Below are 16,745 nucleotides of genomic sequence, written 5' to 3'. Positions count from 1 at the left end.
ATATACCTATATATCTTCAAATTTACCGTTTTAACTTTTTGTGCTTAGTGATAATGTTTCTTCGCTTTACAAAGACAGGTCAAAATAAAAAATTAAAAGTTAACTTCGATGAGGCTAAAACATTAATTTAGCCCGCAGATTAATTTTATTAAAATTTAAAGGAAAAATAATGATGAAGCGCAGTGTTCTGGCCTTAGCGGTTACCTTGAGTATGATTCCTACTCTTTCAAATGCAGCGGAAATTTATAATAAAGATGGCAACAAGTTGGATCTTTATGGTCGCGTAGCCGCTAAATACCTTTTCTCAAACCATAATAATGCTGATGATACTTATGTGCGTTTTGGTTTTAAGGGTGAAACACAAATCAATAGCCAACTGACCGGTTTCGGCCAGTGGGAATATAACGTTGCTGCAAAAAATGCAGAATCTCAGGGTGATAAAGGCAATAAAACCCGTTTAGGTTTTGCTGGTTTAAAATTTGCTGAATTCGGCTCTTTTGATTACGGCCGTAACTATGGCGTAGTGTACGACGCACTGGCTTATACCGATATGTTGCCAGAGTTCGGTGGCGACTCAATCGCTTATACCGACAACTACATGACTGGCCGTTCAACCGGTTTGGCAACTTACCGTAACTCTGATTTCTTCGGTCTGGTAAAAGGTCTGAATGTTGCAGCTCAGTATCAGGGCCGCAATGACGATGGCGATACCTCTAAGAATGAGCGCGCAATCCAGAAAGCTAACGGCGACGGTTTCGGTTTGTCTGTTGATTATCAAGACATCGAAGGCAGTGGTATTGGCTTCGTAGGTGCGTACTCTAACTCTAACCGTACCTTGGGTCAGAAAACTCTGGCTAACAGTGCTACCGGTGATAAAGCTCAGGCTTGGGCTACAGCGCTGAAATATGATGCAAACCAGGTTTACCTGGCAGCGATGTACGGCGAAACCTTGAATATGACACCATACAAGGCATTGATCGCGAACAAAACCCAGAACGTAGAATTGGTTGCTCAGTATCAATTCGAAAACGGTATTCGCCCGTCGATTGCTTATGTTCAGTCTAAAGGTAAAGACCTGGATGCAGTAGGAAGTGCTGATTTGCTGAAATATGCTGAAATCGGTGTGACTTACTACATCAATAAAAACATGTTTGCCTATGTTGATTACCAGATTAACTTGCTGGATCAAGACAACAACCCACTGGGTCTGGGCACAGATGATACTGTTGCTGTTAACTTGACCTACCGTTTCTAAGTTAATTTAAGCAGTAAATATTATCCTTTTCTGTGTCGGAAATAGGTGAATGAGAAAGGCGGGGTTATTCCCGCCTTTTTGCATTTAACATATTCAGATATAGACTAAATAATTCGAGTCGCATAAAGACGGCAATAGAGAGACAAATCTACCGGGAGCAGATTTTAACGCTACTTGCAGCGGCCTTGCAGAGGCGAGGCCCATGGATGAACTGAGTAATGAACCAAGGCAACTCACATGCAGCTTAGCCTATGACAGATATTATTGGCTGCGAAAGTATTAGCGCAAATCAGTGTTGATAATGTTGTTCGCCCCATGTCAGCATGGTATTGACTAATTGCTGGAGTAACGGTTGTAAGTGACCCGCACGTTCTGGCAAATAGGGGTAAGGCTCAGTTTCAGACATATAGTTTAACTGTGATAATTCGAGTTGTACTGCGTGTTGGTGGGTCTGTGGTAAACCATATGCTCTAGTTATATAACCGCCTTTAAAGCGACCATTTAATATATGGCTAAATGCAGTTTGGCGTTCGCAACATTCTATCAATTGCTGACTTAATGAGGGTGCGCAACTGGCCCCGCTGTTGGTTCCGAAATTCAAATCAGGTAGCTGTCCATCAAATAACCTCGGGATAACTGAGGCAATCGAATGAGCATCAAGTAGTAATGCATAGCCAAATTTATCTTTAAGCCGCGCCAGCTCAAGTTGAAGTTGCTGGTGGTAAGGGCGCCAGATATGTAACAGGTAGGATTGACGCTCCTGCGGGGGCGGTGTTTTACCCGGCATAAAGCAAGGGCGACCATCGAACAGTGTTTCGGGGAATAAACCAGTGGTTGCGGTGGTGTATAGCGGCTGATCATCTTCTGCGCGGTTCAGGTCGACCACTAAACGGGAATAATGACCTATCACTACACTGGCACCCATATTATGGGCGAAGTCATAGAGACGATGAATATGCCAGTCGGTATCTGATAGGGGGTGAGCTGCATCGGTCAATCCCGCCTCAACGATGGGAGTCAATCGTGTTCCAGCATGTGGAATACTGATTAATAAAGGCAGTTTCCCTGCTCGAAAACTTAACGGATCAGTTAAATTCATGGTCGGGCATCTCCTTGAAAAACAACAGTTACAGGTAATTGACCTCCGAGCCAGTAAGCCAATTCTGCAGGGCGTGATAATGGCCAATGGACCCAATTGGCTAATTTACCGGTCTCTAGTGTTCCTTGGGTATCTTGTAACCCGAGAGCTTGAGCCGCATGGCAAGTGACACCCGCTAACGCTTCTTCCGGTGTCATACGGAATAATGTGCATGCCATATTGAGCATCAAACGTAGGGAGAGTGCGGGGGATGTTCCCGGATTGGCATCACTGGCTAATGCCATTGGTACATTATATTGGCGAAACAGCTCAATTGGAGGACATTGTGTTTCTCGTAACAAATAATAAGCACCCGGCAGTAATACCGCGACGGTGCCAGCATTAGCCATTGCCTGGACATCTGACTCCGTTGCGTATTCAAGATGATCTGCTGACATGGCGTTAAATTTGGCGGCCAGAGTGCTCCCATTTAAGGAAGAAAGTTGTTCAGCATGTAGTTTGACCGGTAAACCTGCTTGTTGCGCGGCGACAAATACGCGCTCAACTTGTGCGGGCGAGAATGCCAGATGTTCACAAAAAGCATCAACAGCGTCGGCTAACTTTTCGTTGGCGACTTCGGGAATGATAGTGCCACAAACAAAATCAATATAATCATCAGCTCGACCCGCAAACTCAGGTGGCAGAGCATGCGCTGCCAAACAAGTTGTTTTGACCATCACAGGCAGTAATTGACCCAACCGGCGGGCCACGCGGAGCATTTTCATTTCACTTTCAAGGCTAAGGCCGTAACCGGATTTTATTTCAATGCAGGTCACTCCTTCAGCAAGGAGGGGTTTTAGACGAAATAAAGCTTGCTCCAATAATTGCTGTTCGCTGGTATTTCGCGTCGCTTTTACAGTCGATACAATACCGCCACCATTGGCGGCAATGTCAGCATAACTCACGCCATTAAGCCGTTGTTCGAATTCGGCACTACGATCACCGCCAAACACCAAGTGGGTATGGCAATCAATTAATCCAGGAGTAATCAGGCCGCCTTGGTAGACAACCTCGCGTGAGGCATTGAGCATGGGTAATTCATTATAGGGCCCGATCCAGACTATTTTACCGTCAGTAACCGCCATTGCCCCTTGCGAGATCAGGTGATATTTCCCGCCACGCATAGTCACGATATCGGCACCGTACCACAAACTGTCGCAGTGAATTGTTGACACCATCAGGCTCCCCAAGATCTTCAGTGTTAAGTTGTATATACAATCATGGACAACCTAGCGCATAAATTCACTATCGGCAAGATAGGGATTTAAACAATTGCGTAACACTTCGCAGTTCTCGAAGAGAAATAAAATTGATCAGGACGTAACGGTACCTTGTGGGGTAAAACGGCCATAGAGCTGATAGCGAGAACCGGGGTAAAGCAGTTGAGCTGCGGTCACAATTACTTTTCCATACCAGGTTCGGCGGCGAATCAGTAAACAAGGTTCATGTTCATCTAATTGCAGTAGCTGGCGCTCAAGTAGATTTGGGATCACCGCTTCAACAATATGTTCACCTTCAGTCAACGGGGCCGCTTGGGTGAGGTAGCTGTAAGGGGTTATCTGATTGAAATCCTGTTTCATATAATCGGGCGCGGTGTTTGGATTGACACAACGATTTTCGACTTGAATAGGGATGTCATTCTCATAATGAACAATTTGCGAGTAGAACAGTTGCTGGCCGGGCTGAATACCTAAAGCAATCGCCTCTTCAGGGTTTGCTGGCCGCGCCTCTAACTGCAAAATTTTACTGCTGTGAAGATGTCCGCGCGCGGTGATTTCGTCAGCAATATTATGAACTTCAAGTAAGGCACTGTGCGCTTTTGCTTCAGCAACAAAGGTCCCTACGCCTTGCATGCGGATTAGAAAACCTTCACTGGTGAGTTCGCGTAGCGCTCGGTTGATGGTCATACGACTGACCCCTAACTCTGCAACCAGCTCACTCTCCGAAGGGACGCGCTGGTGGGGCTGCCAGACTCCGGTTCTGATTTGGCGCATGATAGCCAGTTTAACCCGTTGATAAATTGGAGCCGGAGTATCGTCCATTGCGGGACTCAATTGTAAGGTCGCTTGTTGTTCCGCCACGACGTTAACCTCGTCAAATAAGAAAATTATATGCTAAGTCTACGGTTGAATTTAGCGTGTGTATATGTCTATACAAGTGAGTGATTTAATTAATTGACGCAGCTGCTGCTCAGCGCGTTTGACTCTGAACAAAATATTGGGATATCGCTATGCCAGTTTATTTTACCAAACGTGCTTTTTTACCTGATGGATGGGCGAATGACGTACAGATAACTGTCAATGAACAGGGGAACATTCAGCGCATTATGAAGGGCAGCAGTGATGTAGGTTGCCAGATACTTCCCGGGCCAATAGTGCCAGGCATGCCCAATCTCCATTCTCATGCTTTCCAACGCATGATGTCGGGGTTAGCTGAGATTGCCGGTAATCCACAGGATAGTTTTTGGACGTGGCGTGATTTGATGTATCGACTGGTGCAGCGATTGACACCGGAGCATATCGGTGTGATTGCCCGTCAGTTATATATAGACATGCTAAAAGGCGGCTATACCCAGGTCGCAGAATTTCATTATTTACATCACAGTATCGACGGTAACCCATACAGTGACCCAGGGGAAATGACATCGCAACTCAGCCAGGCTGCGCAGGACGTGGGAATTGGGATGACTCTATTACCCGTTCTGTACAGTTATGCCGGGTTTGGTGGCCAACCGGCCCAACAGGGGCAGCGCCGCTTCATTCAAACGACAGAAAACTATCTCAAGCAGCAGCAAGTTATCAGTAAACAACTGGTGAATCAGCCTTTGCAAAACTTGGGGTTATGTTTTCATTCACTGCGCGCAGTAGAGTTAAGCCAGATGCAGGAGGTTTTACAGGTTTCTGATAAACAGCTACCTGTGCATATTCATATTGCCGAGCAGCAAAAAGAGGTTAACGACTGTCTGGCCTGGAGCGGGCAACGGCCAGTGGCGTGGTTGTATGACAATTTAGAGGTCGATAGCCGTTGGTGCCTGGTTCATGCCACACATTTGGATGAGTCAGAACTTGTTCGATTGGCTAATAGTCAGGCAGTCGCTGGATTATGCCCAACAACGGAAGCCAATTTAGGTGACGGTATTTTCCCCGCAGTAGATTATTTACAGCACCAAGGATGTTGGGGAATAGGCTCTGATAGCCATGTTTCTTTGAATATAGTGGAAGAATTACGATGGTTGGAATATGGACAGCGCTTGCGTGATCAGCGCCGTAATCGTCTGACGAATGAACAATATCCAGCGGTAGCGGATTTACTTTATACCCAAGCTTTAGCCGGAGGGAGGCAAGCTTGCGGTAGTAATATTGGCCAGCTAGCTGAGGGGTATCGTGCTGACTGGTTAGTTTTGGATGGTGATGATCCTTATATTGGTGGCACAGAATCTGCTTCTTTATTGAATCGGTGGTTATTTGCGGGGGATAAATCGCAAATTCGGGATGTTTATGTGGCGGGCAACGCGGTAATAGTGGATAGATATCATCCAATGCAACAGCAAACTGCACAGGCTTTTCTGGCGGTACTAAAAGCCTGTCAACAGGAGGTATGATGAGCTTTACCGTTTTTGATTTTGCTAGTTTGCCGGTTAGCCGATGGCGAAATGGTGGTGGTGAAACCCGCGAAATTGCCTGTTGGCCTGTCGGGGGGGAGGATTTTGCCTGGCGTGCCAGCATCGCGACGATTGAACAAGATGGCCCATTTTCAATATTTCCTGATATTGACCGGTCGATTACATTACTCTCTGGTGAGGGGGTGGTTCTCTCCAGCCCAGACTGGGAGGCGCATACACTTTCAACGCTATTGCAACCTTTTGCTTTTCCTGGTGATATTCCTATCCATGCCCATTTACTCGGTGGAACTAGCCAGGATTTTAATATCATGACCCGACGAGGTTGTTGGCAGGCTAGTGTGGCGTCAATTAGTTCGCCGCAAGAACTTCCTGCATCACATGGTGGGTTGGTCTATGTGGTGAGGGGAAAATGGCTTATTAGCCACACCGAAACACACGAACTGACAGCTGCGCAAGGATGTTGGTGGTTACCTGCAATCAAAAGTGGTCAATTACAACCACTGGCTACTAACAGTTGTCTATTGTGGGTAAATCTATTGCCCGAACGATAATATGTTGATTTTTTATTGTAAACAATAGAGATAATATATTGTTTTATAATGATATTTAAATTAAACACTGGAGTGATGACACAACTTTCGTCGTAGCCATTACTCTATTATTTTCTTTCATTTTTTTCACCTTGCTTACCTATTTCTGATTTCTTTCCTTTCTTTTCACGAATGACATGCTGGCAGCTTTCCACTTGCTGAGTCTCATGGCTACCTTCAGTAGCGCTCAAATTATCATCATTTGTTAGATCCCTGTCATAGTTTTGTTATTCTCTGGGTTCAAAACACATATTTCGGTTGTTTGGTGTTAAAAATTTCAATAATCTTAATTTTGAAATAACCGTTTAAAAATAAAAGAGAGGATCATTACAAGAGTTGCAAGAATGTTATTCTATTGTTTTATATTATTTTTTTAATAAAAGAAACCGAGAATGGGGCAGGTACATTCTCGGAAAGCGCATTGAAATGTCTAAAATAGCGATTTTACACTGTACTGAACTAAGTACTTGTAAAAAATTATTTTCAATAAATAGGCATCGAGATGTTAATGCATTCCATTATTGAAGGATATAGATCATGAAGCTGAAAAAAATCATTATTACCTCACTCGCTATCTGTATGCTGCCACTGGGCACCTATGCTAAAGACCTTAAGATTGGTGTTTCTATGGCTTACTTCGATGACAACTTCCTGACAATACTGCGTCAGTCCATGCAAAATAAAATGAAAGAAGAGGGTAATGTTTCTGGACAGTTTGAAGATGCAAAAGGAGATATTGCTCAACAAATTCAGCAAGTAGAAAATTTTGTTAGCCAAGGTGTTGATGCCATTATTCTAAACCCAGTTGATACTCAAGGCGTGAAGCCCATGATTAAATTAGCTGAAAAAGCCAAAATTCCATTAGTTTTTGTCAATCGTCGCCCGGAGATAACTTTGCCGGCAGGTATGGCCTATGTGGGTTCTGATTCTGAACTCGCAGGACGCCTACAGATGGAGGAACTTGCAAAGCTGATGGGTGGCAAGGGTAATGTTATGATCCTTATGGGGGAACTCTCGAGTGAGGCAACCCGTGACAGAACACGCGGGGTTGAGAAAGTCGCCGCTCAGTACCCAGATATTCATATTATTGATAAACAAACCGCGAAATTCTTCCGTAAAGAGGCCGTTGATGTCACAACTGACTGGATCCTCTCCGGGCAGCAAATAGATGCGATTGCTTCAAATAACGATGAAATGGCAATCGGCGCTATTCTTGCTTTAAAACAAGCGAAGAAAAAAGGTGTTGTGATCGGTGGGATTGATGGTACGCCGGACGCACTTGAGTTTATTAAAAAAGGTGACCTCAATATCAGTATTTTCCAGGATGCCAAAGGACAGGGAGAGGGGGCGGTAGAGACTGCGATTAAATTAGCGTCTGGCCAGAAAGTTGAAAGTAGCGTAATGATCCCTTACCAACTTATTACCAAAGATAACTATCAAGATTTCGCGAATAAAAACAAAAAATAAATATAATTATCTTAGGCCGGTAGTCAATAAATAATACTCATGGAGTGGGGTGATATCTTTTCAAAATTAGGCTTATACGCAAAGATAATATGTGTATTTATTCTTTTTTATAGAAAGGTGACGCCGTATTTATTATGTCAGATTAACAAATACGGCACTCATTCCAAATAATGGTATGGAGATGGTGATATGTATCCTTACATTCTCGAGGCTGAGGGCATTAGTAAACAATTTCCTGGTGTCAAGGCTCTGAATAAAGTGGGCATTAAAATAAAGCCAGGTAGTGTCCATGCATTAATGGGAGAGAATGGCGCGGGTAAATCTACATTGATGAAGTGTTTGATTGGGATATATCACCCGGATGAAGGTTCGATAAAAGTAAGAGGTGAGACAATTACTTTTGAGGATACTTTAGATGCACTCCATGCCGGAATTGCAATGATTCATCAAGAACTGAATTTAGTTCCACATATGACAGTCGCAGAAAATATCTGGCTAGGAAGAGAACCGGTTCACTATGGATTAGTTAATCATGATTTACTGAACAGTAAAACACGAACTTTATTGCAACACCTTAATATAAAATTAAAACCTAATATGATAGTCGGCGAGTTAAGTATTGCCAGCCAGCAGATGGTAGAAATAGCTAAAGCCGTTTCCTATGATGCTGATGTGTTAATCATGGACGAACCAACATCAGCCTTAACAGAAGGTGAAGTATTTCACCTTTTTGCGATTATTAAGGAATTAAAAGAACAAGGGAAAGGTATTATTTATATTAGCCATAAAATGGATGAAATTTTTGAAATCACGGATGAAGTCAGTATCTTTCGTGATGGTATGTTTGTTGCTACGGATAAGACTGAAAACCTGACAAAACAATCATTAATTACCATGATGGTGGGGCGTGAGTTAACTCATATGTTCCCAAAATTTAATAATAATATTGGTGAAGAAGTATTAAGAGTCAATAGTTTGCGGCGTAAAGGCTTGTTCCATGATATTTCATTTTCTGTGAAACGTGGTGAAATACTGGGTGTCGCGGGTTTGGTTGGAGCTGGTCGCAGTGAAGTAATGGAAAGCCTGTTTGGCATGCATCCTGCGGATAGTGGCGAAATTTTTATTGAGGGCTTACCTGTCAATATCGACTCTCCATCAATAGCTATTGAACAGGGATTAGCTTTTTTGACTGAAGACCGCAAAAAATCAGGATTATTCCTCGTGCTGTCAGTGGTCGAGAATATGAGTATTGTTAATATCTCAGATTATATCAATAAAAGAGGTTTTGTTAGTCATGGAAAAATGGCACAAGACTGCATGGAGCAGATTAAAAAATTAAATATCAAAACCCCCACGATGGATCAAATTATTAATAACTTAAGTGGAGGGAATCAGCAGAAAGTTTTAATTGCACGTTGGTTATTAGCCCAGCCTAAAATACTTATTCTTGATGAGCCAACTCGTGGTATTGATGTCGGAGCCAAATCGGAAATTTACCGGTTAATTAGTGAACTGGCAAACCGTGGTGTTGCTATTATATTAGTCTCTTCAGAATTACCTGAAATTCTCGGTATGAGTGACAGAGTTATGGTCATGCATGGTGGAAATATTACGGGAATATTAGATAAACAAGACGCTAGCCAAGAGAAAATAATGGCATTGGCATCTGAATAATTGTAGAAAGGTAATGATAATGAATAATGTAAAAATTGATAAATCACTGACAACTGGCTCGATAACAGAACATTCATTCCTGGCCGGGCTAAAAGGAAAACTACCTAAAGATACCGGTATTTTTATTGTCATGATTGGTATCGCATTGATCTTTGAGCTTCTTGGTTGGTTTATTCGTGATCAATCATTTTTATTGAATCCCAATCGGTTGTTACTAATTATTCTACAGGTGGCAATTATTGGCATTATTGCTGTTGGGGTAACTCAAGTCATTATTACTACCGGTATTGATCTCTCTTCTGGCTCTTTAATTGCCTTAACTGCTGTAGTCGCCGCCAGTTTGGCGCAAACATCAGACAGTATTTCCCCCATGTATCCACACTTATTAGATTTACCTGCGGCAATTCCTATTACAGCAGGGGTCGGGGTTGGGATATTATGTGGTTTTATTAATGGTTTTTTGATTACCCGTACAGGGATCCCACCATTTATCGCAACATTAGGGATGATGGTTTCTGCCCGAGGACTTGCTCAATATTATACCAAAGGCAACCCAGTGAGTTTTCTCTCTGATGATTTTACGGCTATCGGGCAAGGCGCGATGCCGGTCATTATTTTCTTGGTTGTTGCCATTATCTTTCATATTGCTCTGAAACATACCCGCTACGGCAAATATGTGTATGCCATTGGTGGGAATATGATTTCTGCGAAAGTCTCTGGTATTAATGTTAATAAATATCTGGTGCTGGTTTATACCATCGCCGGGGGATTGGCAGGCCTTGCTGGGGTTGTTTTGGCGGCACGAGTCAGTAGCGGGCAATCGAGCATGGGTCAGTCGTATGAACTGGATGCCATTGCCGCCGCCGTGATTGGCGGTAGTAGTCTGATGGGGGGAGTGGGGCGCATTACCGGCACCCTCATTGGTGCGGTGATTTTGGGCCTGATCAAAAGTGGTTTTACTTTTATTGGTGTCGATTCATACATTCAAGACATTATTAAAGGGATTATTATTGTTAGTGCGGTGGCTATCGATATGCATCGCAATCGCAAAAAGCGTTAGTTATTTGTCGTGAATACCTATTGATTGCTGCGCGTGTAATAATATAACATTACATTTTCAGCAATCAGTTAGGAGTCATTCATGCCCAGAAAATTGCCCCATCTATTCATCATTACGCTCAGTGTTTGCGTATCATTGACCAGCTTTAATGCTTTTGCGCACGGTAAGCATAGCCACGGACATGAGCATCAACAATCGGAAGCCGCACGTAAAGCAAGTGAAGGTGTTTTTACCGATAAAGAGGTTAAAGACCGGCTGCTTAGTGATTGGGATGGAGTCTGGCAATCGATTAATCCATATCTATTGAAAGGGGATTTAGATCCAGTTTTGGTCGATAAAGCGAAAAAGAATAAAAACAAAACAGTTGAAGAGTACAGAGAATATTATAAAAAGGGCTACGCTACAGATATCACCATGATTGGTATTGAGAATAACACTATTGATTTCCATACTCCTGAAACGGTCAATTCCTGCCAATACAGCTACTCCGGCTTTAAAATCATGCATTATGAATCTGGCAAGAAGGGGGTGCGTTATCTATATGAATGCCAAGATGCTTACTCTAAAGCGCCTAGATATGTCCAATTTAGTGACCATATTATTGAACCGCAAAAATCCCATCATTTCCATATTTACATGGGTAACGAGTCACAAGAAAAACTGCTTAAAGAAATGGATAACTGGCCGACTTTTTACCCGATAACTTTAGATAAAGATGATATTGTCCACGAAATGTTACATCACTAAGGATATAAAAAAAGCCGCGCAGGTGAGTTGCGCGGCTTTGGTTTAGATAAAAATATGATTTACCATGTGGTAATTCTGCCGTCTTGCGCTGGATGAGTGAAACTCAACGGATTATTTCAGAAATCTGTGGGGCGTTTATTGCTGGAGGCCAGTTCTTGATGGTGTAAATTATGCTGTAATTGCATTAGGTGTTCAGGGTCACCACTAATCTTTTTTTGTGAATTTAAGCGGATACAGGGTTAAGCTCAGGGGGACAGAATCCAGCTTCGCAATCAAAGTCATTCCGATATGTGATATGAGTAGAACTAATTTTCATTAAAATTGAAATGTTGTTTTACTAGTGCTATGTTCGCTATAATTAAGCCAAACAACTATCCAATGAATTCTATTTCATTGACCTAATCGGAGAGAACATAATGAAAATTGCACTGATGATGGAAAACAGTCAGGCAACTAAAAACGCGATAATTCTGAAAGAGCTGAACACTGTAGCCTCGGAAAAAGCGTACCCGGTATACAACGTAGGTATGAGTGATGAAAATGACCATCATCTGACTTATATCCATCTTGGGATTATGGCCAGCATTCTGCTTAACTCTAAAGCAGTCGATTTCGTGGTAACGGGCTGTGGCACTGGCCAGGGTGCAATGATGTCATTGAATATTCATCCTGGTGTTGTATGTGGTTACTGCATCGACCCAGCGGATGCTTTCCTGTTTGCTCAGATTAACAATGGTAATGCGCTGGCACTGCCATTCGCCAAAGGTTTTGGCTGGGGTGCTGAACTGAATGTGCGTTACATCTTTGAGAAGGCTTTCACTGGTGTGAAAGGTGAAGGCTATCCACTGGAGCGTAAAGAGCCACAAGTGCGCAACGCGGGTATCTTGAACCAAGTGAAAGTGGCGGTAATTAAAGAAAACTACCTGGATACACTACGCGCTATCGACCCTGAATTGGTGAAAACAGCCGTTAGCGGCGAACGCTTCCAGCAGTGTTTCTTCGACAACTGTCAGGTTGAAGAAATCAAAGCATTTGTGAAGCAAATTCTGGCGTAATGATTGCTGGATGTCATGTTTGAAGTTAATACCAAAAAACAAGGCTCCTATAAAGGGGCCTTTTGTTTATCTGCAAGAGTACAAAGCCATAAAAAACGTTAATTAACTAACACTTAGGTGGGGTTCCTTGTGGCGGTAGGTAACGCAGTGGGTCAAGTGCGGTTGCCCGGTAGCGAATTTGAAAATGCAGCATCAGGGTGTCCGTTCCAGAGCTTCCCATGGTGGCTATTTTCTGCCCGGCTTTCACATCCTGAGCATTATTGACCAGCATGGTGTCATTATGGGCGTAAGCGGTGATGAAATCTTCACCGTGCTTAATCATGATGAGATTGCCATAACCACGCAGTTGATTCCCGACATACACCACTCGCCCTTTGGCTGATGCATAGACCGGCTGCCCGCGTTTACCCGCAATATCGATCCCCTTGTTGCCGCCATCGGCAGTGGAATACTTGGAGATAACTTGGCCGTTGGTCGGCCAACGCCAGCAACGGCTTGCTCCGGGCGGTGGCGTTGATTTAGCCAGCGTAGTACTTGATGATTTCGGCTTATTTGACGTCAGACGGCCAGATGGAGTCGAGCTATTAAGTTGTAATTTTTGCCCAACTTCCAGCCGGTAAGGGGGTTTTAGTTTGTTTATGCGGGCAAGGTCACTGACTTCACTGTCACTGATCCAGGCAATAAAATAGAGGGTATCGCCCTTTTTAACAGTATAGGATTTGTCGTTGTAACTGCCTTTTGGTAGCTTGGCATAGTCACGATTTGATTTGTTTGAGCACCCAGCTAATAGCAAGATAACCATTGCATATGACGCCAACCGTGGCCACAACCGTATTCTGCTTTTCGTGTTCAAAACGTTTCCTTTGTCATCGTGATTTCAAATTCCTTCAGCCAGCTATAGTAACATTTGAACCATAAGCGTCAAAAGCTAGAACAAGGGGTAGCGGCGCACGGAATTTTTTCATTTGAAAATAGGGGGTATGCATATTTCCTGACAGCTCAGGCGAAACAATAAAAAGTTAGAATTTTAGTGCAGAATTCAAAGGTGAACCTGCATAATTGGCTGTTGTTCACATGACTAGATATTAGTCTTTCGGGTTTCAATAAAGGCCAGTTTCATTGCGACTGCATTCTCACCATGGTGAGCTCGACGATGATCATTTGGGCACAATACAATGAGATTACTCAGATCATCTGGGCCATCTTCAGAAATTGGCACTATGTGATGTACCTCCGCAAAAATAGCTCCTGCTACAGTCCGGAAACCCGGTTCATCGCAGAACTCACATTTACCACGGCTTCTTGCCATAGCCAACTGGCGCAATTTACGGCTTCTTGCTGCTGCCGGAGATTCACTTGTAATTGAAGCTGAAGTTATTGGACCTTTCTGGTCAATATAAGTAACCGTGCAGCCTCTTATAAGAGTGATTTCCCCAGTTGAGTCATTATATGTTGCACTCCATGTTATGGGGTCGAGAATTCGTCGCTTCTTGTCTCTAGTCTTTATAATGACATGTACAGGCAAGTTATGTTTGATTATGGCTTTGTAGATGTTATCTACTGCATCCCCTTTATGGCCCTGTCCACGAGCAATATAACGTGTGTAATAACTCTCAGAGGGTAATGCAGGTGCGCTGATGTTGTCCTCCCAAATACTCATGACAGCAATGTCGCCTTCGATCCATGCCCAAAATGTACTTTTGCTTGGGTCATTTGCATGAACCCAATTGTTAAGCTCCATGCCTGCTTCTTTAAGCAGGTCATAGATGCGAGTTCCTTTTTTTAGTTCAGGTAATTCCATAATTCCTCCGGTTTTAATTAAATTATTATCGGCAGGAATACATTAATATTTACTCAAAACAGTTGGTTGTAATTTGTATAAAAAAGCCATGTCTGATGGTTAAGGATAGGCATAGAACCGCCATTAAACTTATTTTTTAGCGGCAATTGCATAGCTGTGGTCAATCCGTAAATAAAGTTCTTCGAGAGAAAGCGAGTTTTCTAAACAGAGTGAAAGCCAGTGCTTTTTATTCATATGATAAGCAGGAAAATATCGCCTGTTATCAATAATCCCGGCGACAGTTTCAGGGCTAGCCCGGAGGTTGAGCACGTCACAGGGCGCAGAGTCATCCACGCCTAATTTGCTTTTGGGAATAAGCAACAATGCGCCGTACCATTTTGCGTTATCCGCCCGCCGCCAGATGGCGCTAGTGGGGGATTTCTCCCATAAAAACTCTAACTCATCGCCATATTTTGAGCGGATATATTGAATCACGGCTTGCGCCTGATCACTTTTAAATATGTCCGACTCAAAGCACTTTTTGGCGATATCAGACAATACCTTTTCATATTCTGCCCGCACGCTGCCGACAAAAGCCCCACAACTTCCCGGTACCAGATGGAGTACATATTCCTCATTAGAGCCAGTATCCGTCAAGGTTGTTGTAACTTGTTCAAGCTTAGAAACAGTGATGACCATCTCAAATTGGCCGTTTAACAGACGAGTGCGGTAGTGATAATCATCCCCGAATACTGTAAAACCGTAACTGATCAAGCGCTGTGGAACCGCTTTTTTATTTTTGAACAACAGAAACATAGTAACCTCGAGAGGCGTAGTAACCTCGCTGTTGTAATTGAATGTTAATGGCTGATTACTCGTCAGAAACTTAATAATCTGAAAGCCTACTGCAAAAGTGGGGGAACTACCATCAGCGGTGCGAAGCAAGATTTTCTTTAGGTTTGGCCTTATAGCATTGGGCAGCAGCTATACTGCCCTTGTATTCATTTCTGGTCGCGCGTTTATAAAAGTACATTAATGTAATGAAAAGAAAAATCCACGCAATTGCGTGGATTTTATGGTATTTATCAGTCCTCAAGAGATTCAGTGAAACCTCATGAGACAACAGATTTTATTTAGACGTTGAACAGGAAGTTCATCACGTCGCCATCTTTTACGATGTACTCTTTGCCTTCTGAGCGCATTTTCCCTGCTTCTTTTGCACCTTGCTCACCTTTGTAGGTAATAAAGTCGTCAAAAGCGATAGTTTGTGCGCGGATAAAGCCTTTTTCAAAGTCGGTGTGAATTTTACCTGCGGCTTGTGGAGCTGTCGCACCGATAGGGATAGTCCAGGCGCGAACTTCTTTAACACCGGCGGTGAAGTAGGTTTGCAAATTCAGCAGTTCATAACCGGCCCGGATCACACGGTTCAGACCAGGCTCTTCAATACCCAATTCGGCCATAAATTCAGCACGGTCTTCATCTTCCAGTTCAGCGATATCAGATTCAACTGCGGCACAAACGGCAACCACGACAGAACCTTCACCCGCAGCGATAGCCCGGACTTGATCCAGATAAGGGTTGTTTTCGAAACCATCTTCATTGACGTTAGCAATGTACATAGTCGGTTTTAGTGTCAGGAAACTTAGATAACGGATGGCTGCTTTATCTTCTGCCGTCAGATTCAGCGCACGCAACATGCCTGCGTTCTCTAAATGTGGCAGACATTTTTCCAGTGCTTCGAGTTCAGCTTTAGCGTCTTTATCGCCGCCTTTGGCTTTCTTCTGCACACGATGAATAGCGCGCTCGCAAGTTTCCAGATCGGAAAGAGCCAATTCAGTATTGATGGTGTCAATGTCATCCACTGGATCAACTTTACCAGCAACATGAATGATATTGTCATTTTCAAAGCAACGTACCACATGACCAATAGCTTCGGTTTCACGAATATTCGTCAGGAATTGGTTACCCAGGCCTTCACCTTTGGACGCCCCTTTGACCAGGCCCGCAATATCAACGAACTCCATGGTCGTTGGCAAGATGCGCTGAGGTTTAACGATCTCAGCCAGTTGATCCAGACGCGGGTCCGGCATTGGCACCACGCCCGTATTGGGTTCAATGGTGCAGAACGGGAAGTTAGCTGCTTCGATGCCCGCTTGTGTCAACGCGTTGAACAGGGTGGATTTACCAACGTTAGGCAGGCCCACAATACCGCATTTGAATCCCATGTTTTATATCACCTTAAATAACTTAAAAATCAACTAGTTAGATTTAACAGGCCGATGTAATCAAAATTTATGCCGCCATTATACACGTAATGACGATTTATCTCGATCATGCTCTTTCGTTGTGGATATTGC

General features: G+C 43.4%; 16 protein-coding genes. 8 read left to right on the top strand and 8 right to left on the bottom strand.

Annotation, left to right across the window (positions count from 1 at the left end; translation table 11 throughout):
- The first annotated feature begins 169 nt into the window (after positions 1 to 169).
- Positions 170 to 1,255 (top strand): porin, encoded by a 1,086-nt coding sequence (locus tag FTA91_RS17225; RefSeq protein ID WP_050113459.1) that lies wholly within the window; start codon positions 170 to 172, stop codon positions 1,253 to 1,255.
- 289 nt (positions 1,256 to 1,544) lie between these two features.
- On the opposite strand, the gene hutG is transcribed toward FTA91_RS17225, so the two are convergent.
- The 3 genes from hutG to hutC all read right to left on the bottom strand — a co-directional run bounded on the left by hutG (position 1,545) and on the right by hutC (position 4,474).
- On the bottom strand, positions 1,545 to 2,354 hold the full coding sequence (gene hutG, locus FTA91_RS17220) for an N-formylglutamate deformylase (RefSeq protein ID WP_050113460.1): 810 nt from the start codon (positions 2,352 to 2,354) through the stop codon (positions 1,545 to 1,547).
- The gene (gene hutI, locus FTA91_RS17215) at positions 2,351 to 3,571 is read right to left on the bottom strand and encodes an imidazolonepropionase (protein ID WP_050113461.1); all 1,221 of its coding nucleotides are present in this window, start codon (positions 3,569 to 3,571) and stop codon (positions 2,351 to 2,353) included. The genes hutG and hutI overlap by 4 nt, the downstream gene beginning before the upstream one ends.
- A 135-nt stretch (positions 3,572 to 3,706) precedes the next feature.
- A complete protein-coding gene (hutC, locus tag FTA91_RS17210) occupies positions 3,707 to 4,474 on the bottom strand; it encodes a histidine utilization repressor (protein WP_050113462.1) in 768 nt (255 codons plus the stop codon).
- 149 nt (positions 4,475 to 4,623) lie between these two features.
- Here hutC and FTA91_RS17205 point away from each other — a divergent pair, with 149 nt between their 5' ends.
- Positions 4,624 to 5,994, top strand: coding sequence for a formimidoylglutamate deiminase (locus FTA91_RS17205; protein ID WP_050113463.1), 1,371 nt, complete (start codon positions 4,624 to 4,626; stop codon positions 5,992 to 5,994).
- Positions 5,994 to 6,566: a HutD/Ves family protein gene (locus FTA91_RS17200; protein WP_050113464.1), complete on the top strand. Its 573-nt coding sequence runs from the start codon at positions 5,994 to 5,996 to the stop codon at positions 6,564 to 6,566. The genes FTA91_RS17205 and FTA91_RS17200 overlap by 1 nt, the downstream gene beginning before the upstream one ends.
- A 107-nt stretch (positions 6,567 to 6,673) precedes the next feature.
- On the opposite strand, the gene FTA91_RS20410 is transcribed toward FTA91_RS17200, so the two are convergent.
- A complete protein-coding gene (locus FTA91_RS20410) occupies positions 6,674 to 6,796 on the bottom strand; it encodes a hypothetical protein (protein WP_264751901.1) in 123 nt (40 codons plus the stop codon).
- Positions 6,797 to 7,142: 346 nt separating this feature from the next.
- Between FTA91_RS20410 and FTA91_RS17195 the strand changes: the two genes are divergently transcribed.
- The 5 genes from FTA91_RS17195 (at position 7,143) to FTA91_RS17175 (ending at position 12,608) form a co-directional block, all read left to right on the top strand.
- On the top strand, positions 7,143 to 8,072 hold the full coding sequence (locus FTA91_RS17195; RefSeq protein WP_145535634.1) for a sugar ABC transporter substrate-binding protein: 930 nt from the start codon (positions 7,143 to 7,145) through the stop codon (positions 8,070 to 8,072).
- 189 nt (positions 8,073 to 8,261) lie between these two features.
- A complete protein-coding gene (locus FTA91_RS17190) occupies positions 8,262 to 9,746 on the top strand; it encodes a sugar ABC transporter ATP-binding protein (RefSeq protein WP_050113466.1) in 1,485 nt (494 codons plus the stop codon).
- 19 nt (positions 9,747 to 9,765) lie between these two features.
- Complete coding sequence (locus FTA91_RS17185) at positions 9,766 to 10,806, top strand: ABC transporter permease (RefSeq protein WP_145535636.1); 1,041 nt, start codon at positions 9,766 to 9,768, stop codon at positions 10,804 to 10,806.
- A gap of 81 nt (positions 10,807 to 10,887) precedes the next feature.
- The gene (zinT, locus tag FTA91_RS17180) at positions 10,888 to 11,553 is read left to right on the top strand and encodes a metal-binding protein ZinT (protein ID WP_050113468.1); all 666 of its coding nucleotides are present in this window, start codon (positions 10,888 to 10,890) and stop codon (positions 11,551 to 11,553) included.
- A 416-nt stretch (positions 11,554 to 11,969) separates the two neighbouring features.
- Complete coding sequence (locus FTA91_RS17175) at positions 11,970 to 12,608, top strand: RpiB/LacA/LacB family sugar-phosphate isomerase (protein ID WP_050113469.1); 639 nt, start codon at positions 11,970 to 11,972, stop codon at positions 12,606 to 12,608.
- Positions 12,609 to 12,714: 106 nt separating this feature from the next.
- Here FTA91_RS17175 and actS read toward each other — a convergent pair whose 3' ends face one another.
- The 4 genes from actS to ychF all read right to left on the bottom strand — a co-directional run bounded on the left by actS (position 12,715) and on the right by ychF (position 16,613).
- The gene (actS, locus tag FTA91_RS17170) at positions 12,715 to 13,443 is read right to left on the bottom strand and encodes an amidase activator ActS (protein WP_050113580.1); all 729 of its coding nucleotides are present in this window, start codon (positions 13,441 to 13,443) and stop codon (positions 12,715 to 12,717) included.
- Between the two features lie 243 nt (positions 13,444 to 13,686).
- Positions 13,687 to 14,409: an HNH endonuclease gene (locus FTA91_RS17165; protein ID WP_145535638.1), complete on the bottom strand. Its 723-nt coding sequence runs from the start codon at positions 14,407 to 14,409 to the stop codon at positions 13,687 to 13,689.
- Between the two features lie 129 nt (positions 14,410 to 14,538).
- A complete protein-coding gene (locus FTA91_RS17160) occupies positions 14,539 to 15,333 on the bottom strand; it encodes an MmcQ/YjbR family DNA-binding protein (protein WP_227507651.1) in 795 nt (264 codons plus the stop codon).
- Positions 15,334 to 15,521: 188 nt separating this feature from the next.
- Entirely contained in the window at positions 15,522 to 16,613 is a 1,092-nt protein-coding gene (gene ychF, locus FTA91_RS17155) for a redox-regulated ATPase YchF (protein ID WP_050113471.1), read from the bottom strand.
- Between the last annotated feature and the right edge of the window lie 132 nt (positions 16,614 to 16,745).

Origin of the sequence: Yersinia thracica (assembly GCF_902170565.1) — a bacterium.
GTDB lineage: Bacteria > Pseudomonadota > Gammaproteobacteria > Enterobacterales > Enterobacteriaceae > Yersinia > Yersinia thracica.
This window is presented reverse-complemented; position numbering and strand designations above follow the sequence as displayed.

Coding starts and splice junctions, on each gene's coding strand:
- FTA91_RS17205 (WP_050113463.1), top strand. CDS start 4,624: ATGCCAGTTTATTTTACCAAACGTGCTTTTTTACCTGATGGATGGGCG.
- zinT (WP_050113468.1), top strand. CDS start 10,888: ATGCCCAGAAAATTGCCCCATCTATTCATCATTACGCTCAGTGTTTGC.
- FTA91_RS17195 (WP_145535634.1), top strand. CDS start 7,143: ATGAAGCTGAAAAAAATCATTATTACCTCACTCGCTATCTGTATGCTG.
- ychF (WP_050113471.1), bottom strand. CDS start 16,613: ATGGGATTCAAATGCGGTATTGTGGGCCTGCCTAACGTTGGTAAATCC.
- FTA91_RS17175 (WP_050113469.1), top strand. CDS start 11,970: ATGAAAATTGCACTGATGATGGAAAACAGTCAGGCAACTAAAAACGCG.
- FTA91_RS17225 (WP_050113459.1), top strand. CDS start 170: ATGATGAAGCGCAGTGTTCTGGCCTTAGCGGTTACCTTGAGTATGATT.
- FTA91_RS17165 (WP_145535638.1), bottom strand. CDS start 14,409: ATGGAATTACCTGAACTAAAAAAAGGAACTCGCATCTATGACCTGCTT.
- hutG (WP_050113460.1), bottom strand. CDS start 2,354: ATGAATTTAACTGATCCGTTAAGTTTTCGAGCAGGGAAACTGCCTTTA.
- FTA91_RS17190 (WP_050113466.1), top strand. CDS start 8,262: ATGTATCCTTACATTCTCGAGGCTGAGGGCATTAGTAAACAATTTCCT.
- hutI (WP_050113461.1), bottom strand. CDS start 3,571: ATGGTGTCAACAATTCACTGCGACAGTTTGTGGTACGGTGCCGATATC.
- FTA91_RS17200 (WP_050113464.1), top strand. CDS start 5,994: ATGAGCTTTACCGTTTTTGATTTTGCTAGTTTGCCGGTTAGCCGATGG.
- FTA91_RS17185 (WP_145535636.1), top strand. CDS start 9,766: ATGAATAATGTAAAAATTGATAAATCACTGACAACTGGCTCGATAACA.